Here is a 26,354-nt window from a genome sequence, read left to right as displayed (position 1 = left end):
GATAGGATCCCGCCATGGGGTTCTCGACGGTCGCGGTGCTGATGTTCGATCGGATCCCCCTGTTCGAGGCGTCGGTGCCGATCGCGGTGTTCGGCGAGCGGCGGGACGACCGTCCGGAGTTCGACGTACGCGTGATCTCCGCCGAGGGCGGCCCGGTGCGCACGGACGCCGGCATGAGTCTCGCCGCGCCGTACGGCCTGGACGCCGTGGACGGCGCCGACCTGGTCGTCGTGCCGACCTGGCGGCGGCCGTCGGCCGGCGATCCGCCCCCGGAGGAGGCCCTGGAGGCGCTGCGCCGGGCCCACGCCGGGGGCGCGACGGTGGTCTCCCTGTGCCTGGGCACATTCGTGCTGGCCGCCACCGGTCTGCTGGACGGGCGCCCGGCCACGACGCACTGGCGCTACGCCGGGCTGCTCGCCTCGATGCACCCGCGCATCGAGGTCCGCCCCGACGTGCTCTACGTGGACGAGGGAGACATCCTCACCTCCGCGGGCAGCACCGGCGGCATCGACCTCTGCCTGCACCTCGTGCGCCGCTCGTACGGCACCCAGGCGGCCAACAGCATCGCCCGCGGACTGGTCACGCCTCCCCACCGGTCCGGAGGCCAGGCGCAGTACATCGACCATCCGGTCCCGGCCCTCGCCACCGGCGACCCGTTCGGCGACACCCTCGACTGGGCCCTGCGGAACCTGGACCGCGAGCTCACCGTGGACACGCTGGCCGCCCGGGCGCTGATGAGCCGGCGCACCTTCGACCGGCGCTTCCGCCAGGTCACCGGGACCACGCCCGCGCAGTGGCTGCTCCACCAGCGGGTGCTGCACACCCAGCGGCTGCTGGAGACGACGGACGAGCCGGTCGAACGGGTGGCCCGCAGGGCGGGCTTCGCCTCGGCGGTGGCCCTGCGCCCGCACTTCCGTCGCCAGGTGGGGGTCTCCCCCACGGCCTACCGGGAGACCTTCGGCGCCGGAGGAAAGGCAGACCGGGGCCGGACGGGCGGGAACGGCCGCTCGGGCAGGCCGGATGGCGCGAATCTCTCGGTGGGTGGCTGAGGCGGCCCTCACGGACGGACGGCCCGTGCCGCGAAGCTGGCGGCATGAAGCGAGCCCTCATCGTCATCGACGTCCAGAACGAGTACTTCACCGGCAACCTGCCGATCGCCTACCCGCCGCGCGAGGAGAGCCTGGCCAACGTCCTCGCGGCCATGGACACCGCCCGCGAGCACGGCGTTCCGGTGATCGTGGTCCGGCACACCGAGCCGGCCGGGTCGCCGATCTTCGCCGACGGCGGGCACGGATGGGAGCTGCGCGAGGAGGTCGCGGGCAGGCCGTACGACCTGCTGATGGACAAGTCGATGGCCTCCGCCTTCGCCGGGACCGGTCTCGGCCAGTGGCTGGACGCCCGAGGGATCGACACGCTGGCCGTCGCCGGATACATGACGCAGAACTGCGACGAGTCCACCGTCCGCGACGCCTACCACCGGGGGATGCGCGTGGAGTTCCTGTCGGACGCGACCGGAACGGTGGCCCTGTCGAACCGGTCCGGGAGCCTGACCGCCGAGGAGGTCCACCGCGGTGTGCTGGTGGTGATGGACTCCAACTTCGCCTCGGTGGCCACCACCGCCGAGTGGGCGGCCGCGGTCACGACGGGCGAGCCGCTGCCGCGCCCGGACATCTGGGCCAGCACGCGCCAGGGGACCGCGGTGCCCGCCTGACGTGGGCCCCTCGGCGGAAGGGGCGGCGGGCGTCGCGGGACCGTCCGCGAGCGGGGCGGCGCCCTCCCGGCCCCCCCGGTGGCACCCGCGCATCTAGTTGCTAACGATGCGGGAGAAGAGGGCCACCCAGCTTGACCGGTTTGGTGGGATTCGGACAGCATAATCAGCTCTCCCACCTGCCCCGGAAGGAACTGGCGTGCGCCGCCGCACACAAGCACTCGCACTCTCCGTCGCCCTCCTGCTCACCATCGGCGGCACGACCGGTACGGCGGAGGCCACGGGCACGGTCAAACGCACGGCCGAGTGCCAGGGCGACTGGCTGCCCGCGACCCCGACCTCGGCGGAGATCATGAGCGGCGAGGTCGGGTTCCTCGACCTCGCCCCGGTGAAGGTGGGCAAGGACGTCGACTGGCGGGCCGACCCCTACCGCAACCGCTCCTGGAGCATGGTCTTCCACTCCCTGCGCTGGATGGGACGGCTGGTCGCCGACTACGAGAACAACGGCGAGAAGGCCTACCTCGCCCGTGCCACCGAGATCGCCGAGGACTGGGTGCAGGACAACCCGCGCGGCGGCGGGAGCCCGTACGCCTGGCAGGAGCACCCGATCGCGCTGCGCGCCCCGGCGCTGGTCTGCCTCAGCAAGCACGTCGACGCGTCCTGGCTGACCAGGAGCCTGGCCGAGCACGCCGGGATGCTCTCCAATCCGGCGCTGTACGAGAAGGGCCACAACCACGGCATCGACCAGGACATCGCGCTGCTCGGCATCGGCTGCCGCTACAACCGCGACGAGTGGTCGAGCCTGGCGATCCGCCGGCTGACCGAGACGGTCGAGCTCGACGTCGACTCCCAGGGCGCCCTGCGCGAGCAGGCCCCCCGCTACGCGATCTACGTCTACGACCGGCTCAAGGTCGCCATGGACAACATCGGGGCGTGCGGCCGCAAGGTGCCCGCCTCGATCACGGAGCGCTGGAAGTCCCTGGAGGACTTCATCTCCCACTCCACCCAGCCCAACGGCTTCATGGTGCCGATCGGCGACGGCGGAGCGGACGTGCGCCCGGTCGGGTACGCCCGTCCGAAGAAGACCGTGAAGGTCTTCCGCAACGGCTACGTCTACGGCCGCACCGCCTGGGACAAGCCGGGTTCGGCGTTCTACTCCATCCGGTTCGGCCCCGGCGCCAAGTACCACGGCCACGAGGACCACCTGGGCGTGACCTACTACGCCCAGGGCCGCGACGTCCTGGTCGACGTGGGCTTCCACTCCTACGAGAACAACGGCTACCGCCACTGGACGATGTCCCCCGAGGCGCACAACGTGCCGATGGTGGCCGGGGCCAGGTTCCGCCCCCGGACCTCGACCGCCCTGACCGCGTCCTCCGTCAAGGACGACCGGCAGAGCTTCCGGCTGACCGACCGGGCGTACGGCGTGCCGCGCACCCGCTCGGTCCTGGTCAACCACGGTGAGGACGTGATGGCGGTGCTGGACACCGTCCCCGGCGGCTCGAAGGTCCGCAACGTCTGGCACTTCGCCCCGGAGCTGTCGACGGTGTCGAGCGGCGGCGGCCGGATCGTGGTCAAGGACAGGAGCGGCTGGAAGGCGACGCTGGTCCAGGTCTCGATGCCGTCCTGCAAGCCGGTCGCCTCGAAGGTCGTCCGCGGCGCCACCGGCCCGTACCAGGGCTGGGTCTCCCCCGCCTACCTGAAGAAGCAGGCCGCCCCCGCGGTCGTCTCCCCCGCCTCCGCGGACCCGCTGCTCACGGTGGTCGTGCCCGGAACCGACAGGCCCTCGCTCTCGTGTTCCGGCGGGAAGGTCACCGTGGAGACGTCCGAGGGCAGGACCGGCTTCCGGGTGAGCGGTTCCGGGCTGTCGTAGAGCATTCCCGGGAGCCTTCCCGGGAGCCTTCCCGGACGGCGGAGGGGTACGGCGTGCGGCACGCCGCACCCCTGGCCGTCCGGGCCGCTCAATCCGCCTGGTGCCCCGCGCGGAGCAGGCCGTAGGTGACGGCCTGCTCGAGGGCCTGCCAGGACGCCTCGATGATGTTCTCGTCGACGCCTACGGTGGCCCACTCGCCGGTCGCGTCGCTGGAGGTGATCAGCACGCGTGTGATCGCGTCGGTGCCGTGGGTGCCCTCCAGGATCCGGACCTTGAAGTCGATCAGCTCGACTCCGGCCAGCTCGGGGTAGAGCTTCTCCAGCGCCGCCCGGACCGCCCGGTCCAGTGCGTTGACCGGGCCGTTGCCCTCGCCGGTGGCGACGATCCGCTCGCCCTTGGCGTGCAGCTTGACCGTGGCCTCGCTGACCAGCTCGCCGCCCCGGGCCCGCTCGACGATCACCCGCCATGACTCCACCGCGAAGTGCCGCCTGCGCTCGCCCGCCACGGTGTCGCGCAGTAGCAGCTCGAAGGAGGCGTCGGCCGCCTCGAAGGTGTAGCCCCGCGACTCCAGGTCCTTGACCCGGTCCACCAGCTCGCGGGAGGTCTCCGGCTGCAGCTCGTAGCCCAGCTCGCGGCCCTTGAGTTCGACCGAGGCGCGTCCCGCCATGTCGGAGACCAGCATGCGCATGTCGTTGCCGACCTGGGCGGGGTCGATGTGCTGGTAGAGGTTGGGGTCCACCTTGATGGCGCTGGCGTGCAGCCCGGCCTTGTGCGCGAAGGCGGAGACGCCGACGTAGGGGGCGTGCGAGTTCGGGGTGACGTTGGTGACCTCGGTGATCGCGTGCGCGATGCGGGTCATGTCGGCCAGCGCCTCCGGCGGGACCAGGTCGAAGCCCCGCTTGAGCTGGAGGTTGGCCACGACGGTGAACAGGTTGGCGTTGCCGGAGCGCTCGCCGTAGCCGTTGGCGCAGCCCTGCACGTGGGTGGCGCCCGCCTTGACCGCGGCCAGGGTGTTGGCCACCGCGCAGCCGGTGTCGTCGTGGCAGTGGATGCCGACCCGGGCTCCGGTGCCGACCGCCTCGTGGACGACCTCGGCCAGTTCGTCGGGGAGCATGCCGCCGTTGGTGTCGCACAGCGCGATCACCGAGGCTCCGGCCTCGGCGGCGGTGCGCAGCACCTCCAGCGCGTAATCCGGGTTGGACTTGTACCCGTCGAAGAAGTGCTCGGCGTCGAGGAAGACCCGCTGCCCCTCCGCACGGAGGTGGGAGACCGTGTCGCGGATCATCGCGAGGTTCTCCTGGAGAGTCGTGCGGAGAGCCAGCTCCACGTGCCGGTCGTGACTCTTGGCGACAAGGGTCACGACCGGCGCGCCGGATTCGCGCAGTGCGGCCACCAGTGGGTCGTCGGCTGCCTTCACACCGGCCCGGCGGGTCGCGCCGAACGCGGCGAGCTGCGCGTGCTTCAGGCCGAGCTCTGTTCGAGCCCGCCGGAAGAACTCTGTGTCCTTGGGATTGGCGCCGGGCCAGCCCCCTTCGATGAAGCCGACGCCCAGCGCGTCCAGGTGCCGCGCGACGGCGAGCTTGTCGGCGACCGTGAGGTTGAGCCCCTCCTGCTGGGCGCCGTCGCGGAGCGTCGTGTCGTACACGTGGAAGCGGTCGTCGGTCATCGGTGATCTCCTTCGCGGTCGTGTCTCGCCGCGCGCTCGTTTTCGGCCTGAGAAACAAGAAAGACCCCTCACGGACGTGAGAGGTCTGCGCGCCGGCGGTGTCCCTTGTCAGCCGGCGCGCCTGCCGATAATGAGCAGACCGTAGAACATGATGCTCCGGAGTCTGCCACACGGCGACATCATCTGACACATCGGTCTCAGGATACGAGATCCACGGCGTGTCGCGGAATCGCTACCCCGCGTACCGGGCGGTGCCGCTCACCGGCGAGAATGGCACCATGAAGGCGACTTACCTGGAGGCGGCCGTCGGGCAGTACCTGCTCGCGCACACCAGCCGTCCGGACGATGTGCTGGACGCGCTGGCCGTGGAGACCCGTGAGCTCGCCGGCGACCGCGCGGGCATGCAGATCTCCCCTGACCAGGGCCGGTTCCTCACCATGATGGCTCAGCTCGTCCGGGCGAAGAACGCCGTGGAGATCGGCACCTTCACCGGCTACTCGGCCATCTGCCTGGCGCGGGGCCTTTCCCGCCGGGGCAGGCTCACCTGCTTCGACATCAGCGAGGAGTGGACCTCGGTCGCCCGGCGCTACTGGGAGAAGGCCCGGGTCGCCGACCGCATCACACTGAAGATCGGCCCGGCATCCGAGCGCCTGCACGACCTGCCTCTGATCCCCGCCGTCGACCTGGCCTTCATCGACGCCGACAAGGAGAACTACGGGCTCTACTACGAGACCCTGCTGACCTATCTGGCCCCGGGCGGCCTCATCCTGGTCGACAACACCCTCTGGCACGGGAAGGTGGCCCACCCGGCCGAGCACGACGAGACCACCGTGGCGATCCGGGAGTTCAACGACATGGTCGCCTCCGACCACAGGGTGACCTCGATCATGCTGCCGATCGCCGACGGGATGACCATGATCCGGAAGCACTGACGGGAGCCTCGCCGGGCTCCCGCGGGCGGAGATCCTCCCGATCTCTCCAGGACAGCGCGCCGGGTGCGCTGCGCCCGCCCGCGGGCCCGCTCCGCATGCGGATCGGCGGGTGCGGTCAGCAGATCTTGTGGACCCAGTTGTGCGGGTCGGGGCGGGTGCCGTACTGGATGCCGGTCAGCTCCTCGCGGATGCGCTGGGTGACCGGGCCCTGGGTGCCCGTGCCGACCGTCCAGGAGCGGTCGGCGCCCTTGACCGCTCCGACCGGGGTCACCACCGCGGCGGTGCCGCAGGCGAAGACCTCGGTGAGCTCTCCGGACTCGCAGCCGGCCTGCCACTCCTCGATCGACAGGCGGCCCTCCTCGGCCTTGAGCCCGAGGTCGGCGGCGAGGGTGAGGATCGAGTCACGGGTGATGCCGGGCAGCAGGGTGCCGGTGAGGGCGGGGGTGAGCAGGCGGTCGCCGTAGACGAAGAACAGGTTCATCCCGCCCATCTCCTCCACGTAGCGGTGCTCGTTGGCGTCGAGCCAGACGACCTGGTCGCAGCCCTGCTCGACGGCCTGGCGCTGGGCCACGAAGGCCGCCGCGTAGTTGCCGCCGCACTTGGCGAAGCCGGTGCCGCCCGGTGCCGCCCTGGTGTACTCGGTGGAGAGCCAGACCGAGACCGCCTTGCCCGCACCGAAGTAGGCGGCGGCCGGGGAGGCGATCACCATGTACTTGTAGTTCTTGGACGGGTAGTTGACGCCGAGCGCGGCCTGCGTGGCGATCATGAAGGGGCGCAGGTAGAGACTGTGGCCGGAGGTCGTCGGCACCCACTCGCGGTCGGTCTGGACGAGCAGTTCCAGCGACTCGACGAAGACGTCCTCGGGCAGCTCGGGCATGGCCATGCGCCGTGCGGAGGTGTTGAAGCGGGCGGCGTTGGCGTGCGGCCGGAACGAGACGATCGCCCCGCTCTCCTGCCGGTAGGCCTTGAGCCCCTCGAAGAGCTCCTGGGCGTAGTGGAAGACCGAGGTCGCCGGGTCGAGGCTGAGCGGGCCGTACGGCGTGAGCCGGGCGTCGTGCCAGCCCCGGCCCTCGGTGTAGTCGATCGAGATCATGTGGTCGGTGAAGGCCTGCCCGAACCCGGGGCTCGCCAGTACCCGCTCGCGCTCGGCCGCGGTGCGAGCGTGGTCGGAGAGCTGCACGTCGAAGCTGAGCTTCTGAGCGGTGGTCATGACGGAGGTCCTTCTCTTCGTGACGGGTCTACCCTTTAGTCCATTCTGCGATGGACCGGGTAACGGGAAACTACTGCATCCGGACGGGTGCCCGGCAGGGGCCGGGACGTGCCCGGATACGCGAAGACGCGCCCGGCGGCTCGATGGGAGCCGCCGGGCGCGTCTGACAGGTCGGTGAGTGGCGGCTCGTCAGCCGGCTACTCGGGCGGCGATGTCGTCGCCGATCTCGTGGGTGGTCCGGGCCGTCCGCTTGGTCTGCCGCTCCAGCAGGTCGTCGGCGACGGCCTGCTGGACCCGGGCGGCCTCCCCGGCCAGGCCCAGGTGGTCCAGGAGCATGGCGACCGAGAGGATCGTGGCGGTGGGGTCGGCCTTGCCCTGCCCGGCGATGTCGGGGGCGCTGCCGTGGACCGGCTCGAACATGCTGGGTGCGGCGCGCTCGGGGTTGACGTTGCCGCTGGCGGCCAGGCCGATGCCGCCGGCGACGGCGGCGCCGATGTCGGTGATGATGTCGCCGAAGAGGTTGTCGGTGACGATCACGTCGAACCGCTCGGGCTGGGTGATGAAGAACATCGAGGCCGCGTCGACGTGGCAGTAGTCGGTCTGCACGTCGGGGTACTCCAGGCCGACGCGGTCGACCGTGCGTGCCCACAGGTCGCCGGCGTAGGTCAGGACGTTGGTCTTGTGGACCAGCGTCAGCTTCTTGCGGGGGCGGGCGAGCGCCTGGTCGAAGGCGTAGCGGACGACGCGCTCGACGCCGAAGGCGGTGTTCAGCGACTCCTGGGTGGCGACCTCGTGCGGCGTGCCGCGGCGCAGCACGCCGCCGGCCCCGGCGTACAGGCTCTCGGTGCCCTCGCGGACGACGATCATGTCGATGTCCTCGGACCGGGCCTTGCCCAGCGGGGTCTCGACGCCGGGGAAGAGCCTGACCGGGCGGAGGTTCACGTAGTGGTCGAGCTCGAAACGGAGCTTGAGCAGCAGGTCGCGCTCCAGCACGCCCGGCGGCACACTGGGGTCGCCGATCGCGCCGAGCAGGATGGCGTCGTATCCGCGCAGCTCGTCCAGGACCCCGTCGGGAAGGGTCTCGCCGGTCCGGTGGTAGCGCCGGGCGCCGAGATCGTAGGTGGTGGTCTCCACCTTGGCGCCCACCGCGTCGAGGACCTTCAGGCCCTCGGTGACGACCTCGGTCCCGATCCCGTCGCCGGGGATGACTGCCAGACGAATGTTGCGCGAATCCATGCGGGCACCCTACCGCTCCGTCTCGACTGACGGATACTCATCTCAGATAATGGACAGAGCCGCTCTCACTGGGCGGGGGAGCCGCCGTTGTCGCGGCGGTCCAGCGCCACCTGGAGGGCCTCGGTGGCCTCGTCCTCGCCGTCCTCGGGCCGGTTCCAGGGATACATGTCGTACATGGCGAATCTCGTCTCGTGTCGCACGGAAGCAGAGGGGGAGGTGGTCCGGATTTCCGATCGCGGATCCGGACCGGACCTGGTGTCGCGGGCCCGGGTCACGGACCGGCGACGGGGACTTACCTGCCGGCGAACGCCACCACACCGCGGCGGGTTGCCGGCCTGCCCTGTCAGGCCCCGCCGCGGCAGGTAATGAGTACGAGAACCTGGCGCATTTGCCCTCCAGGTTACCCCGTCTCCGAGGTGCCGTCTCGCCCGCCGCACCCACATCCCAGATAATGAGACGGCCGCCGTCCCGTGCGCGGGGCGGCGGCCGTACGGAGTCGGGGACGCCCGGCCGGTCACGCGGCCCGGTCCCCCGGCTTGCCGGTCAGTCGGTCAGGTCCACCGAGCGTCCGCTCTCGGCGCCGATCTCGGCGACGATCTGGTCGACGACCTCCGCCGGGATCGCGGTGTCGACGGTCAGCGCGATGAGCGCCTTGCCGCCCTTGACGTCCCGGGACACCTGCATCGAGGCGATGTTGATGCCGTGGTCGCCGAGGATGCGGCCGACGACGCCGACGACGCCCGGACGGTCGGAGTAGGCGAAGAACGACAGGTGGTCGGTCGGCTCGATCTCCATCTCGTAGCCGTTGACCTCGACGATCTTCGTGATCTGGCGCGGGCCCGACAGCGTGCCCGAGACCGAGACCGTGCGGCCGTCGGCCAGGACGCCGCGGACGGTCACGACGTTGCGCCAGTCGGGGCTCTCGGAGCTGGTGATCAGCTCCACGGTCACGCCGCGGTCCTTGGCCAGGAGCGGGGCGTTGACGTAGGTGACGGAGTCCTCGACCACGTCGGTGAAGACGCCCTTGAGCGCGGCCAGCTCCAGCACCCGGACGTCCTGGGAGGCGATCTCACCGCGGACCTCGACGTCGAGCTTGGTGGCGACCTCGCCGGCCAGGGCGGTGAACACCCGCCCGAGCTTCTCGGCCAGCGGCAGGCCCGGCTTGACGTCCTCGGCGACGGCGCCGCCCTGGACGTTGACCGCGTCCGGCACGAACTCCCCGGCGAGGGCGAGCTTCACGCTCCGCGCGACCTGGGTTCCGGCCTTCTCCTGGGCCTCGTGGGTGGAGGCGCCCAGGTGCGGGGTGACGACGACCTGGTCCAGCTCGAACAGCGGGCTGTCGGTGACGGGCTCCTTGGGGAACACGTCGATGCCGGCGCCGGCGACCCGGCCCTCCTTGATCGCGGAGTAGAGGGCGTTCTCGTCGATGATGCCGCCGCGGGCGACGTTGATCAGGCGGACCGAGGGCTTGACCGCGTGCAGCTCCTTGTCGCCGATGAGGCCGATGGTCTCCTTGGACTTGGGCAGGTGCACGGTGATGAAGTCGGCCTCGCGCAGGGCCTCCTCCAGCGAGACCAGGCGCACGCCCATCTGCGCGGCGCGGGCCGGCTGCAGGTAGGGGTCGTAGGCGATCAGCTCGACACCGAACGGCTGCAGGCGCTGGGCGACGAGCTGGCCGATCTTGCCGAGGCCGAGGATGGCCACGACCTTCTCGTCGAGCTCCACGCCGGTGTACTTCGAGCGCTTCCACTCGCCGCCCTTGAGCGCGGTGTGCGCCTGGGCGACGTTGCGGGCGGAGGCGAGGATCAGCGCGACGGTGTGCTCGGCGGCGCTGGTGATGTTGGAGGTGGGCGCGTTGACGACCATGACGCCGGCCTTGGTGGCGGCCTCCACGTCCACGTTGTCCAGGCCGACGCCGGCGCGGGCGACGACGCGGAGCTTGGGCGCGCGGGCGATGGCCTCGGCGTCCACCTGGGTGGCGCTGCGCACGATGAGCGCGTCCACGTCGGCGAGGGCGGGCAGGAACTGGGCGCGGTCGGCGCCGTCGGTGTGGCGGACCTCGAAGTCCGCGCCCAGGACCGCGAGACCGGCCTCGGAGAGTTCCTCTGCGACCAGTACGACGGGCTTGTTCACTGGTGGTTCCTTATGAGACGGGAAGGGCTGCACGGACCTCACGCAGTCTATCGGCGCTTGTGAACGCGTTCACGAGTGTCCCGCGATCCGAGACGGAAGGCGCCCCGGCGCCTCATGATCCGAGACGCCCCGCTCCGGCCCGTCCCGGGGCCTCGCGTCCCCGCCGCCGGCGGAGGGGGACGCCGTGCCACCGGCGTGACCTCGGCGGGAACCCGGTCCCCCGCCGCAGCCTCGCCCAGTACCCTTCCCGCCGAAACTCATGCACGGAACTTCAACTTGGTATTGCTTGCGATAAATCTTCACGATTACCCTCATAAGCCGTGGTCCTCTACCTATCGTTCGTCATATGAGCATCGGGAACCCCGCTCTCGGCGACGTGCTCGCGCAGCACGGCGGTCCGCACCGGCTGCTGGCGGCGCTTGCCGAATGGGGACTCCTGGTCGCCGTGCGGCCGGACCGCTCCGTCGTCCTGGGGACGACGCAGGCCGGTGAGCGCGTGCTGCTCGGATACACCTCGGCCAGCACCTACGCGCGGCACCGCGGCAGCCATTCGTTGTCGGAGTGCGACGCCGACACCATCCTCGACATCCAGCGCGTCACGGGCGTGCGGGAGATCGTCATCGACGCCGCGGGCCCCACCGCGGCGGCCGTGCCCATCGAGGATCTCCAGCGGTACCTGCGCGCGACCCGCAGCGGCCCGACGCCGGTGCTGTCGAGCGCGGCGCCGACCGCGTACGCGACCGGGGCGATGGCCACGGTCTCGCGCACCTCGACGGTGAGCCCGGCGCCCACGATGAGCCCCGCGTCCACCATGAGCCCGGTGAGCCCGGTGAGCCGGCAGATGCCGGCAGGCCCACCGGACCCGCTGCGGACGTCCGCGCCCGCCGCCGACCAGCCGTGGATCCCCGCGCCGCGCCCCCACCTGTCGGGGCCGATGCAGATGGTCGATCCCGGCTACCGGCGGTGCACCCATCCGATCCTGCCCGCGCTGCGCGTGGCGATCGCCTACCTCCTCGCCGACTTCCCGCTCGTGCATCACGTGTGGATCTCCGAGGCCCGGACCGCCTCCGGCGCTCCCGGGATCATGCTGCACGTCAAGGTGCACATGTCGGCGGCCGAGGACGTGGTGCGGGACCTGCATCGCGGGGTACGGGCCCGGCTGCCGCAGCTGGCGGCGAGCGAGGCGCCGATCCTCATGGCCCGGGTGGCCGACGCCCGCAGCGAGCAGCGCATGGTCGAGATAGGGGCGCACGTCGTCTGCGCGGACGTCCGGGACTAGACCGGGACCGCGACACGGGGCCGGCGCCCCGCCGGCCGGGTGCAACGTATGGTCCGGGTAATCCCGAGGCCAGGAACGGGCCGTTCACATCTTTGGACGGCCCGATCCAGGTAAGCATGCCTCTGTGGGCCCGTCCGGCACCGGGGTGGTCGTCTCCGCCGCGGTGCCGGAGGCCTTGGCGTACCTGCTCACGGAGGACCAGGTGACCTGAATGACCCGTTCGGACCCGATCCATCAGATCCGCTATGCCGTGCGGCATCCCGACAGGATCGTCCCCCACGTGCGGCGACTCGCCAGGGACACCTGGCTCCGGCTGCGCACCGGCGACCACGTCAGCTACTACCGGGCGGTGATGAAGTCCGACACCGCGCGCAATCCCGAGGCGGCGGTCGGCAGCAAGTCGCACGCCCGCTGGCTCGCCCTCGGCCAGATGCAGTTCGACTACCTGGTCGGGCACGGCCTGCGGCCCGAGCACCGGATGCTGGAGATCGGCTGCGGCAACCTTCGCGCCGGCAGGCTGTTCATCGACTACCTCGACACCGGCGGTTACTACGGCCTGGACATCTCCCCCGACATCCTGGTCGCCGCCCAGCAGACCCTGGCCGCGTACGGCCTGCGCGGCAAACTCCCCCACCTGACCCCGGTCCGCGACCTGCGTTTCGACTTCCTGCCCGACCGGCACTTCGACGTGGTCCACGCGCACAGCGTCTTCTCCCACTCCCCGCTGCACGTGATCGAGGAGTGCTTCGCCCACGTGGGCCGCGTCATGAAGCCCGGCGGCTGGTTCGACTTCACCTTCGACCGGACCGAGGGCCGCGAGCACCAGGTCCTGCGCGAGGACTTCTACTACCGGACCGAGACGCTGGTGGACCTGGCGGCCAAGTACGGCCTGACCGCCAAGTTCATGGACGACTGGGAGGAACTCCCGCACAAGCAGTCGAAGATCCGCATCACGCTGCCGTAGTCCGCCCGTTCCCGCGGAGGGTGCCCCCCGCGGGAACGGGCATGTGCTCCGGGCCGCCGCCGGCGGAGCCGCGCCGGCGACCGGTCAGGTGGCGACCGGTCAGGTCATCCGGCGGGTCAGCACCACGCGCGTCCGGGTGAACAGCGCCGCCACCAGCCCCGCCAGCAGCGGCAGCCCGACCACCATGGCGCCGAGGACGGGCCACGGCACGTCGACCAGGACACCGCTCGCCCTGTAATGGTGCCCGCCGGACCCCTGCATGATCACCGAGGCGGCCCGGCGGGAGGACGCGACCGCATCGGCGACGCCGGGGACCATGCCCGCCGCGGTGCCGGTGACCACCCCCAGCCCGGCGATGAACGCCGCCTGGCCGGCCACCAGGAGCCGCTGGGTTCGGGCGGGCGCGCCCACCGCGGCCAGCGTGGCCCGGTCCGCCCTGGCTTCGGCGGCGGCCAGCCCGGTCGCGGCGAACGTGCCGCCGAGGACCAGCAGCGCGGCGGCGGCGGCGAGGACCAGCAGCGTCGCCGTCTCATCCCCGGTGAACCCGAGCTCGGCGTAGGCTCCGGCGGAGAAGCCGACCGCGGTCACCGCGGAGTTCAGGCGCTCGGTCGTCTCCGGGGAGGCGCGGAGCACGGCCGGATCGGCGATCAGGTGGTCGTAGCGGACCTGCAGGCCGAGCCGGGTCACCGCCGCGACCGGGAGCACGCCGGTCACCGGCAGCGGTGACCGGGGGCGCACGAGGACGGCGGGCACGGTCCGCGGTCTCGGCTTCTCGGAGTCCCCGATCGTGAAGACGAGGCTGCCGTCCCGGATCGCCGCCGGGTCGAAGACCACCGCCTTGCCCTCGGCGAACGCCGCCTCGGCCGCGGGGTCGGGCCCCCGCAGGAGATGGCGGAGCAGGTCCACGCCGCCCACGGGCAGCTCGCCGAACCTCCCCTCGGCGTAGATGCAGTGCCTCTCGCACGCGAGGTTCACCACCGAGACATTGGCGAAGGAGTCCTCCCGCGTCACGACCGTGCCCGCCTCGATCAGCGGCACGCCCGGCAGCGCCGCGGTCACGACCCGTTTGACCTCCGCCCAGGCCCGGGGGTCGGAGGGCCGGGCGGAGACGGCCGTGCTGCCGTGGACGTAGGAGGGCAGGTAGCCCTCCCTGTCCTGGGCGAGCCGGCTGGAGCCGATCACCGCCACCGCGGTGAACGCGGCGCTGGCGGCGAGGACGGCGGCCACCGCGGGAGCCGTACGGCCCCGGTTGCGCGCGGCGTCACGGGCGGCGAGCCGGAAGGGCAGCGGCAGCCGTACGGCGAGTCCCGCCGCGGCGCGGACCAGCCAGGGCGTCAGGAGGACCAGGCCGAACTGGCCCAGGGCGGCTCCGGCGAGCAGTTCGACCCTGCCCGTGAACTGCTCGCCCCGCGCGTCGGACCACACCGGACTCGCGGCTACCGCGCAACCGGCCGCCGCCAGCACCAACCCGGCCACCGGCCAGCCCTTCCTGTCCCTGACCGGGCCATGCCGGCCGGCCAGCGCGGTGGCCGCGTCCGTCCGGGCCGCCTGCGCAGCCGGGACGAGTGCCGCCAGGAGGCTGCTCACCACCCCGAGGAGCGTCACCAGGGCGACCTGGCCCAGCGGCAGGTCGAACGGACCGCGGTGGATGGAGGGGGCGAGCGCGGCCACGACCCCGACCCCGAGCACGGAGCCGAGCACGGAGGCGGTCAGGCCGAGGGTGAGCCCGTCGGCGAGCACGATCCAGCGCAGGTGGCGGGCGGAGCCGCCCTGCGCGGCGAGCAGCGCGAGCTCCCGGCGGCGGCGGCGGATGCCGACCGCGAACGCCGGGCCGGCCAGCAGCGCGACCTCCAGCACGACCATCGCCACGCCCAGCACGGCCGTCACCGCCGTCTGGAAGCCCTGCGGGTCGCGGGGGGCCGGGTCCTCCATGCCTCCGGGCGGCGGCGGGTCGTTGATCACCGCCCGGGAGGACACGACCAGGCCCTGCCGGTTGAGCGCACGGACCTGCTGCCAGGAGACCGGCGCGGGGGTGTCGACGAGCCACTCGGTGCCGCTGCCCTGCCCGCCGCCGGTCGGCACGGTGCCGGGCGCCGCCACGATCTGCGGCTGGGCGGGATGGCGCTGCGGCTCGACGACGCCCACCACGGTGACGGGGGTGGCCACCTGGTCCAGTGTGAGCGAGGACCCGGCGGCCACGGCCAGGCTCGGGCTGGTCGCGACCTCACCGGCCGTCCGGGGCAGGCGCCCGGAGACCAGCCGGTACATGCCCGCGGTGATCGGGTCGTGCAGGTCGATCTCCACGACCTCGCCCTCCCGGTAGCCCCGGGGCCCCCCGTAACCGGTCCAGAGGCCGCGCACGCGCACCGCCCGGCTGCCCGGGCCGAAGAACGAGGCGACCTGCTGCTGCGACAGCTCCTCGGCCCGGTCGCCCTCCCGGGAATCCCCGTCCTCGTCGAACCAGAGCTCGCCGTCCGCGCTCTGCCGTACGGCGTCGCCGAGCCTCGCGCGCAGCTTCGCGTCGGCCGCGCCCATCTCCCAGGTCAGGGCCTCGCGGGAGTCGATGTCGTGGGTGGCGATCCAGGTCACGGTCCCGGAGAAGAACATGACCGGCAGGGCCACCATCACGATGATCAGGGCGCTGCGCCCTCTGGCCCGCCAGACGTCCCGGCGGGAGATCCGCAGGGCGGCCAGGAGCGCGGCGAGCGGGGAGCGCCCGGCTGCGGGCGGGCGCTCCCCCTCCCCGGCGTCCACCGGCCGGTCCCCCGCGGGGTCCGCCGGGCGCCCTCTCCCTCCGGCGCTCATCGGGCGCTCTCCAGGGTCGCCTCGGTGGAGTCGGCCACCGCGCCGTCACGCAGGAACACCACCCGGTCGGCCCAGGCGGCGTAGCGCGGCTCGTGGGTGACCAGCAGCACCGCCGCGCCCGCCTCGCAGCGGGCGCGCAGCAGCCGGAGGATGTCGTCGCCGGTGGGGGTGTCCAGCGCGCCGGTGGGCTCGTCGGCCAGGATCAGCCTCCGCTCACCGGCCAGCGCGCGGGCGATCGCGACCCGCTGGCGCTGGCCGCCGGAGAGCTCGTCGGGAAAGCGGCCGGGCTCGGTCAGGCCCACCTCGGCGAGGATCTCCAGGGCCTCGCCGCGGGCGGTCCGCGCCCGCACCCCGTCCAGCTCGCGGGGGAGCATCACGTTCTCCACGGCGGTCAGCGACGGGATCAGGTTGAGGTCCTGGAAGACGTAGCCCACACGCCTGCGGCGCAGCGCGGCGAGCTCCTTCGCGGAGAGGCTCGACAGCGGCGTGCCCTCCACGACCACCGCGCCCGAGGTGGGCAGGTCGAGCCCGCCGGCCAGGTTCAGCAGGGTCGACTTGCCCGACCCCGACGGCCCCATGACCGCCACCAGCTCTCCTGCGGCGACCTCCATGCTCACCCCCCTCAGGGCGTGTACGGCCTGAGGGCCGTCGCCGTGGACGCGGGTCACGTCCGCGAGCCGTACGACCGGATCGAAACTCATGCTTGCTTCTCCTGCGTCTGGGGGGAGGCCGTCAGCACGGCCTCGCAATGGTCGAGCCAGCGCTGCTCGGCCTCGGCCTGGAAGATCATCGAATCGAGCACCAGCCGCTGGGCCGGGCCTGCGGTGTTCGCCAGCTTGGCCCGGGTGAGCCGCTGCAGCGTGCGCATGGTCGCGGTGCGCTGGGCCTGGATCACCGGGCGCACGTCCGCGACCGCGGTGACCGCCATCGCGAGCTTGATGACCAGCTCGTCCCGGGGCCGGTCGGACTGGGCGACGGGGGTGCTGAACCATCGCTCCATCTCCGCCCGACCGGCCTCGGTGATCGCGTAGACGACCCGGCCCTGGTCATCCTGCTCGCCCTGGGCCACCAGGCCGTCGCGTTCCAGGCGCGAGAGCGTCGTGTAGACCTGGCCGATGTTGAGCGGCCAGGTCGCCCCCGTCGACGCCTCGAACTCGGCACGCAGCTGGTAGCCGTAGCGGGGCCCCTGGCTCAGCAGGGCCAGCAGCCCTTGTCGGATCGCCATGGATACTGAGTATGCATACTCAGTATGGTCACGGCAAGCGGGGACGAGAGATCCGCATATTCTGGACAGACATCGCCGCGGGGACCGATACTCGGGAGATGAGCTCGACGCATCCCCCGGCACGCGCATCCGACGGGGACCGCGATCGTGCGATCAACGAGCTCCGTGACCGCGCCGTCGAGGGGCGACTTTCGCACGACACGTTCCTCGGGCGCGTCGACATGGCACTCCGCGCCCGCAGCCAGGGCGAACTGGACGAACTGGTCGCCGACCTGCCGCAACGCGGCCGGTTCCGCCGCCTGGTGACCGGGGTCGTCTCCTCGGTCTCCGACTTCACCACCCGGGTGGAGTCCGCCTGGCGCCGCCCCCGGCTGCCCAAGCTGGCACTGCCCGGCGACGCCCGCACCCGCTACGTCGTGGGCCGGGGCTCGGCCTGCGACCTGGTCCTGGCCGACCTGACCGTCTCCCGGGTGCACGCCGAGCTTCGCCGCGACGAGGACGACTGGGTCCTCGTCGATCTCGGCTCGCTCAACGGCACCCGGCTGAACGACTGGCGCCTGGTGGGTCCGGCGCGGGTCCGGCCGGGCGACGTGGTCTCCTTCGGAGACTGCGCGTTCGTGGTGATCACACCTCAGTTGATCTGAGCCTCCCGGCCGACCTGAGCCGCTCCGCGGTGAGGGTGTAGCGCGTGGTCAGCCAGATGGCGACCACGACGAGGGCCGCGGGGATCATCGTGCCGCCGTACAGCGTGGCCTCGATCGCCTGCTCGGGCTGCTCCACCGGTGTCTTCGGATCCGACTCCACGAAGCCCGCCACGCCCAGCAGCCAGCCGTAGACGAGTGCCCCGAAGGCGAAGACCACGGTCTCGGCGGCCGTCCAGAGCCCCGTGAAGACTCCGGCCCGGCGCCTGCCGGTGACCGCCTCGTCGTAGACGATCACGTCCGACAACATCGAGAACTGCAGCAACTGGAGCCCGGCGTAGCCGATCCCCACGACGAGCACGCACGCGTGGGCGTACACCGAGCCGAACTGCCCGGACAGCGCCATCCCGGCCGTGCCCGCGCAGAACAGCGCCGAGCCCAGGATCATCGCCCCGCGCTTGTCGTAACGCCGCGAGAGCCAGACCCATCCCGGCATCGTGACCAGCAGCGGGCCGACGATGCACAGCAGGAGCGTGGTGACGGCCCCGGGATCGCGCAGCGTGTAGGTGGCGAAGTACGGCGCGCCGGCCAGCAACGTCCCGGCGGCGAACATCTGGGCACAGCTCAGGCCGAGCAGCGTCATGAACGGCCCGCTCGTGCGGGCCGCGGCGAACTGGGCCCGGACCGACGCCTCGGCCTCGGCGCGGGTGACCACCGGGGCGCGGGCCGTACCGAGGAAGGAGGCGGTCATCGAGGCGAACAGCGCCCCCGCGACGACCAGCCCCATGAGCCGGTAGCCGGAGACCTCGGTGCCCGCGATCGCCGGCGCGAGGGCGCCGGAGAGCAGGATCGCCAGGCCGACGAAGACCATCTTCCACTGCAGGATCGAGGAGCGCTCGTGGTAGTCGGTGGTCATCTCGGCCGCCATCGCCTTGTACGGGACCTCGTAGAGGGCGTAGGCCGTCGCGGTGAGGAAGTAGCAGACCGCGACGTAGGCCGCGGCGGCCAGACCGGTGAGCGGCGGCCCCGCGAACGTGGCGGCGAACGCCAGAGGCAGGGCCACGGCGCCGGCCAGCATCCACGGTCGGCGGGCGCCGAACCGGGAGACCGTCCGGTCGGAGCGCTGGCCGACCCAGGGGTTGATGACGATGTCCCAGACCTTGGGCAGGAACGCGACCAGGCCCGCCGCCCACGCCGGGATGGCCAGCACGTTCGTCATGTAGAACAACAACAGCAATCCCGGGACCGTGGAGAAGGTCGCGGTGGAGACTGAGCCGACACCGTAGCCGATGCGCACGCCGCGCGAGACGGTGGCGGAGGCCGGGCCGGGGACGGGATCTGGGGCGGGAGCGGACGCCGGGGTCACCATCCGCACATTGAATCGCACCAAGTGAACGCTCGGTAGGTCTAGAAAATACGAAATCTCCGTATTGTCACCCAGCCCACCATTCCGCATGATCGCCGCATACGTCTAGTGCCCCTGGAGCAGCCATGCGACCAGCACGACGAACCACCCTCTCCATCCTCCTGACGGCGGGCCTGCTGTGGGCCGGTCACGGCGCGACCCCGGCCGTCGCCCTGGAACCCGCCCCCGGCGTCGCGGACCTGGTCGCCGACATCGACCAGATCCTCGCCGACGCCCGCCTCACCCCCGCGCGAGCCGGAGTGGCGGTGCGCAGCGCCACCTCGGGCGAGAGGCTCTACACCCAGGACGGCGGCAAGATCCTCACCCCCGCCTCCAACGCCAAGCTCGTCACCTCGGCCGCCGCGGCCGAGCACCTCGGCCTGGACTTCCGCTTCACCACGAGCGTGCTGTCCGCCGGCCGCCGGGCCGGATCCGCCCTCACCGGCGACCTCTACCTGCGGGGCACCGGCGACCCGACCATGCTCGCCGCCGACTACGACGCCCTCGCCGCCCGCGTGGCCGCCGCCGGGATCAGGACGGTCACCGGCAGACTGGTCGCCGACGACACCTGGTTCGACGCGGTACGGCTCGGCACGGACTGGTCCTGGGACGACGAACCGTACTACTACGCCGGGCAGATCTCGGCGCTGACCGCCTCCCCCGACACCGACTACGACGCCGGCTCGGTCATCGTCTCGGTCGCCCCCGGCGACGCCGCGGGCAGGCCCGCGAAGGTCTCCACCACCCCGGAGACCGGCTACCTGAAGATCGACAACCGGGCCGTCACCGGGACCACGACCGATGTGCTGGTGGAGCGGCGGCACGGCACCAACACGGTCCTGATCACCGGAACCGTGGCGGACGGCTACGACGAGTGGGTCACCGTGGACGACCCCACCGGCTATGCGGCCTCGCTCTTCCGCACCGCGCTGAGCAGGCACGGGGTTCGGGTGCTGGGCCGCACGGCGCGCGGGGCGACCCCGTCCGGCGCCGCGGCCGTGGCCGAGCGCCGGTCGATGCCCCTGAGCGAGCTGCTCGTGCCGTTCATGAAGCTGAGCAACAACATGCACGCCGAGATCCTGGTCAAGTCGATCGGGCGGAAGGTCTCCGGGGCCGGCACCTGGAGCGCGGGCCTGGCCGCGGTCACCTCCTTCGCGCAGGCCAACGGCATGCCCACGCTGCGCATGCGGGACGGTTCCGGCCTGTCGCGGGTGGACGGCCTGACGCCCGACGGGGTCACCGGCCTGCTGCTGGCGCTGCGCTCCAAGCCCTGGTTCCCCACGTGGTACGGCTCGCTGCCGGTCGCGGGCGCGGCGGACCGGCTGATCGGCGGGACCCTGCGCAGCCGGATGCGCGGCACCCCGGCGGCCGGGAACGTCCACGCCAAGACCGGCTCGATGACCGGGGTCACCTCCCTGTCGGGTTACGTGACGGGGGCGGACGGCGAGCCCCTGGTCTTCTCGATCATGCTCAACCAGTATCTGTCCGGCGCTCCGAAGGACATCGAGGACAAGATCGCCATCCGGCTCGCCCGGTTCAGCCGGACCGCTCCGGCCGAGATTTCCGCCGTTCCGCTCCGCGAGACGGCCTCGAACGTTCCAGAGCTGGAGTGCTCCTGGTCAAAGCCCGTGCGGTGTTGATCGCAGACGCCTCAGCGATCACTCAGGTTTACCCGCACACCTTATGAATTCCTTAAATTTCGTGACAAGGAGGATCTACCCCCGACAGAATGCGGGTTCCATCCAGCGTCTAACCCTCTGGAGGAACCGATATGCGCAGACCGCTGGGGGCACTGGTGTGCCTCGGGAGTCTGGCGGCACTGAGCACCCCGGCCGTCGCGGCCCACGCCGCGGCGGCCCCCCGGGACACCTGCCGGCTGCAGGTGTCCACCCCCACTGTCACTCCCGCCGGAAAGATCGAGGTGACCGGCACCCGAGCCGGTTGCGACGACCGGGCACTGCTCCGCATCCGGATCAAGCAGGCCAAGCGGGGCCCCGACCGCGTCCTCGTGAGCGGCGCCCGGCGCGGGGTCGACGGCACGTTGACCATCAGGCTGCGGTGCGGCACCACCCCCCGCACCTACTACGCGGTGGCCGTCGACTACCGCGGCAACGCGGCCAAGTCGCCGGCGGTCCGGCTGTCCTGCTCCCCCACGGGGACCCCGTCCCCCTCCCCCTCGGGCACGCCGGCCCCCACCCCGACGGCGACCCCCACGGCCACGCCCTCGCCGCCCCCGGCCGGCGAGGTGGGCACCGCCGAGGAGAACGAGGTCGTGCGCCTGACCAACCTCGAGCGGCAGAAGGGCGGCTGCGCTCCGCTCAAGCACGACCCGCAGCTGCGCAAGGCCGCCTACGGCCACTCCGCCGACATGGCCGCCCAGAACTACTTCAGCCACACCTCCAAGGACGGCCGGTCCTTCATGGACCGCATCCGGGGAGCGGGCTTCACCGGCGGGTCGGGCTTCGCGGAGAACATCGCCGCCGGCCAGCGCACCCCGGCCGACGTGGTCAAGGCCTGGATGAACAGCTCCGGCCACCGGGCCAACATCATGAACTGCAAGTACAACCTCATCGGCGCGGGCCTGGCCAAGAAGAGTGACGGCACTCCGTACTGGACCCAGAACTTCGCCGCCAAGTAGCGCCCGGGGGCGGCAGGAGCACCCCCCACTCGTCCCTCCTGCCGCCCTCAGGGACCTCCCGCCCGCCGAGCCGCTGTCCGGGCGAGCCCGGCGGGCGGGAAGGGGTCGCTCCCGGACCACATCGGGAGACTGCGGCGCCCCCGCGACGGACGGATCGTTGTGGGGGCGCCGCCATGCACACGGCCCCGGGAGGCAGCCCCACGTCCCAAGGTGGAGATCTTCTCTCGCCAGAGGCCATCGGAAGAAGATTGCACGAAATTAACCCACAGAAGTGGCAAATCTTCACTTCCCTACCTCAAGCCCCATAAGTAACATGGTCCCCGCTTTCCCCCGATCTTCGGAAAGCGGGCAGCCGTCAGGGGACCCCGACCGCCCCGGTCACGGTCCCGCACCTCCGGCTCTCGCCGGTCTTCCTGACGCCCCTCCCCGCGCCTTCGCGCAGAACACGTCCCGTAAGAACGGCCGAGCGGCATCACAGAAGCATGCTCGCCGGACCTCTTTCATCCCCCCGGAGGAACAGTGAGACTGCGGTCTCTCCTGGCGAGCGCCACCGTGCTCGCCGCCACCGCCGCGACCCTGGCCGTCGCTCCCGCGGCCTACGCCACGCCCGCCGCCAACGGCGTCCCCGCCGTCGACCCGGCCCTCAAGGCCGAAGTGCAGCAGGGCGAGACGGTCCGCGCCATCGTCGAGGTGGACCGCGGGCAGCCGGTCGCTCCCGTCGCCAAGAGCGCCGAGGCCCTGTCCACGACCACTGACGTGCCGAAGCAGCCCCCCGCCCCCGACTTCTTCGTCATGGAGGTCGACAAGGCGACGCTGGCCAAGCTCGACGACGACAAGCGCATCGAGTCGATCTACGAGGACCGGCTCAGCCGCCCCAGCCTGGAGGCCAGTCTCAAGGTCATCGGCGCCGACAAGGCCCACACCTCCGGTTTCACCGGCGCCGGCTGGGACGTCGCGATCCTGGACACCGGCATCGACCGCGACCACCCGTTCTTCGCCGGCCGCATCGTCGCCGAGGCGTGCTTCTCCACCACGGACAGCAGCCAGGGATCGGCGTCTCTCTGCCCCAACGGCGCGAACTCACAGATCGGCGCCGGTGCCGCCGACGCGGAGACGGCCAAGTGCGGCGGCAACGGAAGCCTCTGCACGCACGGCAGCCACGTGGCCGGCATCACCTCGGGCAAGAAGGCCACCGGCTCCGCCTCCAACGGTGTCGCCCCCGAGTCGGGCATCATCGCGATCCAGGTGTTCACCCGGTTCGACAACGCGGACGCCTGCGGCGGGCGGGCTCCGTGCGTCCTGTCCTACACCTCCGACCAGAAGCGCGCGCTCGCGCACGTCGCGGAGCTGAGCAAGAGCCGTAAGATCGCCGCGGCCAACATGAGCCTCGGCGGCGGTCAGTTCGCCTCCTCCTGCGACAGGAACCCGTCGGGCAACGGCGTCAAGCCCGAGGTCGACGCGCTGCTGAGCCGCGGTGTCGCCACCGTGATCGCCGCCGGCAACTCCGGATACGGCGCCGCGGTCAGCTCGCCCGGGTGCATCTCCAGCGCCGTGACGGTGGGCGCCACCGACAACAGCGACACGATCGCGTCCTTCTCCAACCGCGGTGCGCTGCTCGACGTCTTCGCCCCGGGCGTGCAGATCCTGTCCAGCGTGCCGAACAACACCTGGGCCCGCTACAGCGGCACCTCCATGGCCGCCCCCCACGTGGCCGGCGCCTTCGCGGTGATGCGGCAGGCCGCACCGGACGCGACCGTGGCCGAGATCCTGGCGAAGTTCCAGGACACCGGCAAGGCCGTCACCTACAACAGCGGCGGGAGCAGCGTCACCACACCGCGGATGAACCTCCTCGCGTCCCTGCCCAAGGCGGGCTCCACGCCCACCCCGACGCCGACGGCCACGCCGACCGCGACCCCCACGGACAAGCCCACGGCCACGCCGACCGCGACCCCCACGGACAAGCCCACGGCCACACCGACCGCGACTCCGAGCACGCCGCCGTCCGTCACCGCCAGAGTCGTCCAGCTCGTCAACCAGTACCGGCAGCAGCAGGGCTGCGCCCCCCTCACCCAGAACGCGCGGCTGGACTCCGCAGCCCAGGGACACTCGGCCGACATGGCCGAGAACCGCTACTTCAGCCACACCTCCCGGGACGGCCGCAGCCCCGGCGACCGGATGCGTGCAGCCGGCTTCTCCCCCCTCAGGCTCTGGGGCGAGAACATCGCATGGGGGCAGCGCACCGCTGACTCCGTGATGAGGAGCTGGATGAACAGCCGCGGGCACCGGGCCAACATCCTGAACTGCAAGTTCACCCACATCGGCGTCGGCGTGGCCAAGAACTCCCAGGGCCGGATCTACTGGACCCAGAACTTCGCCGCCACGACCACCTCGACCCCCACCACCAAGCCGACCGCGACCCCCACGGTCAAGCCCACCGACACCCCCTCCCCCACGCCCACCGGTGACTCCGGCAGCGGCGTCGGCACCGCCGAGGAGAACGAGGTCGTGCGCCTGACCAACCTCGAGCGGCAGAAGGGCGGCTGCGCTCCGCTCAAGCACGACCCGCAGCTGCGCAAGGCCGCCTACGGCCACTCCGCCGACATGGCCGCCCAGAACTACTTCAGCCACACCTCCAAGGACGGCCGGTCCTTCATGGACCGCATCCGGGGAGCGGGCTTCACCGGCGGGTCGGGCTTCGCGGAGAACATCGCCTGGGGTCAGCGCACCCCGGCCGAGGTGGTCAACGGCTGGATGAACAGCTCCGGCCATCGGGCCAACATCATGAACTGCAAGTACAACCTCATCGGCGTCGGAGCGGCCAAGAACTCCCAGGGCCGGATCTACTGGACCCAGAACTTCGCCGCCAAGTAACACCGCCCGGGAACGGCTGACGGCCCCCGCCCACGCCGTTCCCCGCAGGATCTCCCGGCACCGGGAGAACACGACGCCCCCGCGACGGACGAACCGTCGCGGGGGCGTCGCCGTTGCGGGAAGACCCGCCCGGCGTCTACTTCAGCCAGCTCATCATCGGGCGGAGCTTGGCGCCGGTCTTCTCGATCGGGTGCCCGGCCAGCTCCTCGCGGTAGGCGGTGAACTTCTTCTGGCCACCGTCGAACTCCTCGACGAGCTCCTTGGCGAACTCGCCGGACTGGATCTCGGCGAGGATGCGCTTCATCTCCTTCTTGGTCTCCTCCGTCACGACGCGCGGGCCGCGGGAGTAACCGCCGTACTCGGCGGTGTCGGAGACCGACCAGTACATCTTGTGGATGCCGCCCTCGTACATGAGGTCGACGATCAGCTTCATCTCGTGCAGGCACTCGAAGTAGGCGACCTCGGGCTGGTAGCCGGCCTCGATCAGGGTCTCGAAACCGGCCTTGATCAGCTCGGAGACGCCGCCGCAGAGCACGGCCTGCTCGCCGAAGAGGTCGGTCTCGGTCTCCTCGGTGAAGGTGGTCTTCAGTGCGCCGGCGCGGGTGCCGCCGATGCCCTTGGCGTAGGAGAGCACCAGCGGCCAGGCGGCACCGGTGGCGTCCTTCTCCACCGCGACGAGGCACGGCACGCCTCGGCCCGCGCTGTACTGGCGGCGGACGAGGTGACCCGGGCCCTTGGGGGCGACCATGGCGACGTCGACGCCCTCGGGGGCCTCGATGAGGCCGTAGCGGATGTTCAGACCGTGACCGAAGAAGAGCGCGTCGCCCTCCTGCAGGTTCGGCAGGATGTCCTGGGTGTAGAGGTGGCGCTGGATGTGGTCCGGGGCGAGGATCATGATCAGGTCGGCCTCGGCGGCGGCCTCGGCCGGGGTGAGCACGCGCAGGCCGTCGGCCTCGGCCTTCTCCCGGCTCTTGGAGCCCTCGGGCAGGCCGACGCGGACGTCCACACCGGAGTCACGCAGGGAGAGGGCGTGGGCGTGGCCCTGGCTGCCGTACCCGATGACGGCCACGACACGGCCCTGGATGATCGACAGGTCGGCCTGGTCGTCGTAGAAGATCTCAGTCACTTGCTTGAACCTTTCAGGTTTCTCGGTTCTGTTCACAACGGGCTTCCTCTTCTCGCTCGCATCGCGGGCGGCCTCACTCCGTTCGGCCGACCACTCCGCTCGCTCGTCGATTCGCCCTTACGCGGTCCGGTCCAGGGCCCGGAGCGAGCGGTCGGTGATGGAACGGGCGCCGCGGCCGATGGCCACCATGCCCGACTGGACGAGTTCCTTGATGCCGAACGGCTCCAGGACCTTGATGAAGGCATCGAGCTTGTCCGGCGTCCCGGTGACCTCGATGGTCACCGCGTCGGAGGCGACGTCGACGCAGCGCGCGCGGAACAGGTTGACCAGCTCCAGCACGCTGGAGCGGTTCTCCGCGTCGGCCCGCACCTTGATCAGCGTGAGCTCGCGCTGGACCGACTGGGCCGGGTCGAGCTCCACGATCTTCAGCACGTTGATCAGCTTGTTGAGCTGCTTGGTGACCTGCTCCAGGGGCAGGTCCTCGACGTTGACCACGATGGTCATCCGGGAGATGTCCTCGTGCTCGGTCGGCCCGACCGCCAGGGAGTCGATGTTGAAACCCCGGCGGCTGAACAGCGAGGCGACGCGCGCGAGCACGCCGGGCTTGTTCTCCACCAGCACCGAGAGCGTGTGCCTACTCAT

20 protein-coding genes are annotated in these 26,354 nt (G+C 71.5%); 10 read left to right on the top strand and 10 right to left on the bottom strand.

Annotated elements, in window-relative coordinates:
• Positions 1 to 14: 14 nt before the first annotated feature.
• The 3 genes from HS041_RS31865 to HS041_RS31855 all read left to right on the top strand — a co-directional run bounded on the left by HS041_RS31865 (position 15) and on the right by HS041_RS31855 (position 3,581).
• Positions 15 to 1,049 carry a helix-turn-helix domain-containing protein gene (locus HS041_RS31865; protein WP_196444574.1) on the top strand — a complete coding sequence of 345 codons (1,035 nt, stop codon included), beginning with the start codon at positions 15 to 17 and terminating at the stop codon, positions 1,047 to 1,049.
• A gap of 44 nt (positions 1,050 to 1,093) precedes the next feature.
• Positions 1,094 to 1,711 carry a cysteine hydrolase family protein gene (locus HS041_RS31860; protein WP_196444573.1) on the top strand — a complete coding sequence of 206 codons (618 nt, stop codon included), beginning with the start codon at positions 1,094 to 1,096 and terminating at the stop codon, positions 1,709 to 1,711.
• Positions 1,712 to 1,907: 196 nt separating this feature from the next.
• On the top strand, positions 1,908 to 3,581 hold the full coding sequence (locus HS041_RS31855; protein WP_196444572.1) for a heparinase II/III domain-containing protein: 1,674 nt from the start codon (positions 1,908 to 1,910) through the stop codon (positions 3,579 to 3,581).
• Between the two features lie 88 nt (positions 3,582 to 3,669).
• Here HS041_RS31855 and cimA read toward each other — a convergent pair whose 3' ends face one another.
• Complete coding sequence (gene cimA / locus HS041_RS31850; protein WP_196444571.1) at positions 3,670 to 5,247, bottom strand: citramalate synthase; 1,578 nt, start codon at positions 5,245 to 5,247, stop codon at positions 3,670 to 3,672.
• A gap of 278 nt (positions 5,248 to 5,525) precedes the next feature.
• On the opposite strand from cimA, the gene HS041_RS31845 reads away from it, so the two are divergent.
• The gene (locus tag HS041_RS31845) at positions 5,526 to 6,179 is read left to right on the top strand and encodes an O-methyltransferase (RefSeq protein WP_196444570.1); all 654 of its coding nucleotides are present in this window, start codon (positions 5,526 to 5,528) and stop codon (positions 6,177 to 6,179) included.
• Positions 6,180 to 6,294: 115 nt separating this feature from the next.
• Here HS041_RS31845 and HS041_RS31840 read toward each other — a convergent pair whose 3' ends face one another.
• The 3 genes from HS041_RS31840 to serA all read right to left on the bottom strand — a co-directional run bounded on the left by HS041_RS31840 (position 6,295) and on the right by serA (position 10,758).
• Positions 6,295 to 7,389, bottom strand: a complete 1,095-nt coding sequence (locus HS041_RS31840; RefSeq protein WP_196444569.1) for a branched-chain amino acid aminotransferase — start codon at positions 7,387 to 7,389, stop codon at positions 6,295 to 6,297.
• A gap of 189 nt (positions 7,390 to 7,578) precedes the next feature.
• Entirely contained in the window at positions 7,579 to 8,625 is a 1,047-nt protein-coding gene (locus HS041_RS31835) for a 3-isopropylmalate dehydrogenase (protein WP_196444568.1), read from the bottom strand.
• Positions 8,626 to 9,168: 543 nt separating this feature from the next.
• Positions 9,169 to 10,758 carry a phosphoglycerate dehydrogenase gene (gene serA, locus HS041_RS31830; protein WP_196444567.1) on the bottom strand — a complete coding sequence of 530 codons (1,590 nt, stop codon included), beginning with the start codon at positions 10,756 to 10,758 and terminating at the stop codon, positions 9,169 to 9,171.
• A 346-nt stretch (positions 10,759 to 11,104) separates the two neighbouring features.
• Here serA and HS041_RS31825 point away from each other — a divergent pair, with 346 nt between their 5' ends.
• On the top strand, positions 11,105 to 12,037 hold the full coding sequence (locus HS041_RS31825) for a hypothetical protein (RefSeq protein WP_196444566.1): 933 nt from the start codon (positions 11,105 to 11,107) through the stop codon (positions 12,035 to 12,037).
• Positions 12,038 to 12,248: 211 nt separating this feature from the next.
• Positions 12,249 to 13,001 carry a class I SAM-dependent methyltransferase gene (locus tag HS041_RS31820; protein ID WP_196444565.1) on the top strand — a complete coding sequence of 251 codons (753 nt, stop codon included), beginning with the start codon at positions 12,249 to 12,251 and terminating at the stop codon, positions 12,999 to 13,001.
• A gap of 99 nt (positions 13,002 to 13,100) precedes the next feature.
• On the opposite strand, the gene HS041_RS31815 is transcribed toward HS041_RS31820, so the two are convergent.
• From HS041_RS31815 to HS041_RS31805, 3 genes are read right to left on the bottom strand one after another with little or no spacing between them, the layout of a single operon-like run.
• On the bottom strand, positions 13,101 to 15,806 hold the full coding sequence (locus HS041_RS31815; RefSeq protein ID WP_196444564.1) for an FtsX-like permease family protein: 2,706 nt from the start codon (positions 15,804 to 15,806) through the stop codon (positions 13,101 to 13,103).
• Positions 15,803 to 16,507, bottom strand: coding sequence for an ABC transporter ATP-binding protein (locus HS041_RS31810; protein WP_196444563.1), 705 nt, complete (start codon positions 16,505 to 16,507; stop codon positions 15,803 to 15,805). The genes HS041_RS31815 and HS041_RS31810 overlap by 4 nt, the downstream gene beginning before the upstream one ends.
• Complete coding sequence (locus tag HS041_RS31805) at positions 16,504 to 17,031, bottom strand: PadR family transcriptional regulator (RefSeq protein ID WP_196444562.1); 528 nt, start codon at positions 17,029 to 17,031, stop codon at positions 16,504 to 16,506. Before HS041_RS31805 ends, HS041_RS31810 begins: the two co-directional genes overlap by 4 nt.
• Before the next feature lie 98 nt (positions 17,032 to 17,129).
• On the opposite strand from HS041_RS31805, the gene HS041_RS31800 reads away from it, so the two are divergent.
• Positions 17,130 to 17,675: an FHA domain-containing protein gene (locus HS041_RS31800; protein WP_196444561.1), complete on the top strand. Its 546-nt coding sequence runs from the start codon at positions 17,130 to 17,132 to the stop codon at positions 17,673 to 17,675.
• Here HS041_RS31800 and HS041_RS31795 read toward each other — a convergent pair.
• Complete coding sequence (locus tag HS041_RS31795) at positions 17,656 to 19,041, bottom strand: MFS transporter (protein WP_230880051.1); 1,386 nt, start codon at positions 19,039 to 19,041, stop codon at positions 17,656 to 17,658. The two genes, HS041_RS31800 and HS041_RS31795, sit on opposite strands and share 20 nt — an antisense overlap.
• A 122-nt stretch (positions 19,042 to 19,163) precedes the next feature.
• Here HS041_RS31795 and dacB point away from each other — a divergent pair, with 122 nt between their 5' ends.
• The 3 genes from dacB (at position 19,164) to HS041_RS38930 (ending at position 24,586) form a co-directional block, all read left to right on the top strand.
• Complete coding sequence (gene dacB / locus HS041_RS31790; protein WP_196444559.1) at positions 19,164 to 20,717, top strand: D-alanyl-D-alanine carboxypeptidase/D-alanyl-D-alanine endopeptidase; 1,554 nt, start codon at positions 19,164 to 19,166, stop codon at positions 20,715 to 20,717.
• Between the two features lie 131 nt (positions 20,718 to 20,848).
• Positions 20,849 to 21,715, top strand: coding sequence for a CAP domain-containing protein (locus HS041_RS31785; RefSeq protein ID WP_196444558.1), 867 nt, complete (start codon positions 20,849 to 20,851; stop codon positions 21,713 to 21,715).
• 519 nt (positions 21,716 to 22,234) lie between these two features.
• Entirely contained in the window at positions 22,235 to 24,586 is a 2,352-nt protein-coding gene (locus tag HS041_RS38930) for a CAP domain-containing protein (protein WP_307845541.1), read from the top strand.
• 136 nt (positions 24,587 to 24,722) lie between these two features.
• On the opposite strand, the gene ilvC is transcribed toward HS041_RS38930, so the two are convergent.
• Positions 24,723 to 25,703, bottom strand: coding sequence for a ketol-acid reductoisomerase (ilvC, locus tag HS041_RS31765; RefSeq protein ID WP_307845595.1), 981 nt, complete (start codon positions 25,701 to 25,703; stop codon positions 24,723 to 24,725).
• Positions 25,704 to 25,829: 126 nt separating this feature from the next.
• Entirely contained in the window at positions 25,830 to 26,354 is a 525-nt protein-coding gene (gene ilvN, locus HS041_RS31760) for an acetolactate synthase small subunit (RefSeq protein ID WP_196444556.1), read from the bottom strand.

The organism is Planomonospora sp. ID67723, assembly GCF_015711605.1.
Lineage (GTDB): Bacteria > Actinomycetota > Actinomycetes > Streptosporangiales > Streptosporangiaceae > Planomonospora_A.
This window is presented reverse-complemented; position numbering and strand designations above follow the sequence as displayed.

What these genes read in the sequence shown, in the direction of transcription:
- dacB (WP_196444559.1), top strand. Translation starts at nt 19,164, where the DNA reads ATGCGACCAGCACGACGAACCACCCTCTCCATCCTCCTGACGGCGGGC.
- HS041_RS31835 (WP_196444568.1), bottom strand. Translation starts at nt 8,625, where the DNA reads ATGGATTCGCGCAACATTCGTCTGGCAGTCATCCCCGGCGACGGGATC.
- HS041_RS31825 (WP_196444566.1), top strand. Translation starts at nt 11,105, where the DNA reads ATGAGCATCGGGAACCCCGCTCTCGGCGACGTGCTCGCGCAGCACGGC.
- HS041_RS31840 (WP_196444569.1), bottom strand. Translation starts at nt 7,389, where the DNA reads ATGACCACCGCTCAGAAGCTCAGCTTCGACGTGCAGCTCTCCGACCAC.
- HS041_RS31815 (WP_196444564.1), bottom strand. Translation starts at nt 15,806, where the DNA reads ATGAGCGCCGGAGGGAGAGGGCGCCCGGCGGACCCCGCGGGGGACCGG.
- cimA (WP_196444571.1), bottom strand. Translation starts at nt 5,247, where the DNA reads ATGACCGACGACCGCTTCCACGTGTACGACACGACGCTCCGCGACGGC.
- ilvN (WP_196444556.1), bottom strand. Translation starts at nt 26,354, where the DNA reads ATGAGTAGGCACACGCTCTCGGTGCTGGTGGAGAACAAGCCCGGCGTG.
- HS041_RS31845 (WP_196444570.1), top strand. Translation starts at nt 5,526, where the DNA reads ATGAAGGCGACTTACCTGGAGGCGGCCGTCGGGCAGTACCTGCTCGCG.
- HS041_RS31860 (WP_196444573.1), top strand. Translation starts at nt 1,094, where the DNA reads ATGAAGCGAGCCCTCATCGTCATCGACGTCCAGAACGAGTACTTCACC.
- HS041_RS31810 (WP_196444563.1), bottom strand. Translation starts at nt 16,507, where the DNA reads ATGAGTTTCGATCCGGTCGTACGGCTCGCGGACGTGACCCGCGTCCAC.
- HS041_RS31805 (WP_196444562.1), bottom strand. Translation starts at nt 17,031, where the DNA reads ATGGCGATCCGACAAGGGCTGCTGGCCCTGCTGAGCCAGGGGCCCCGC.
- HS041_RS31785 (WP_196444558.1), top strand. Translation starts at nt 20,849, where the DNA reads ATGCGCAGACCGCTGGGGGCACTGGTGTGCCTCGGGAGTCTGGCGGCA.
- HS041_RS31800 (WP_196444561.1), top strand. Translation starts at nt 17,130, where the DNA reads ATGAGCTCGACGCATCCCCCGGCACGCGCATCCGACGGGGACCGCGAT.
- HS041_RS31865 (WP_196444574.1), top strand. Translation starts at nt 15, where the DNA reads ATGGGGTTCTCGACGGTCGCGGTGCTGATGTTCGATCGGATCCCCCTG.
- HS041_RS31795 (WP_230880051.1), bottom strand. Translation starts at nt 19,041, where the DNA reads ATGGTGACCCCGGCGTCCGCTCCCGCCCCAGATCCCGTCCCCGGCCCG.
- HS041_RS31820 (WP_196444565.1), top strand. Translation starts at nt 12,249, where the DNA reads ATGACCCGTTCGGACCCGATCCATCAGATCCGCTATGCCGTGCGGCAT.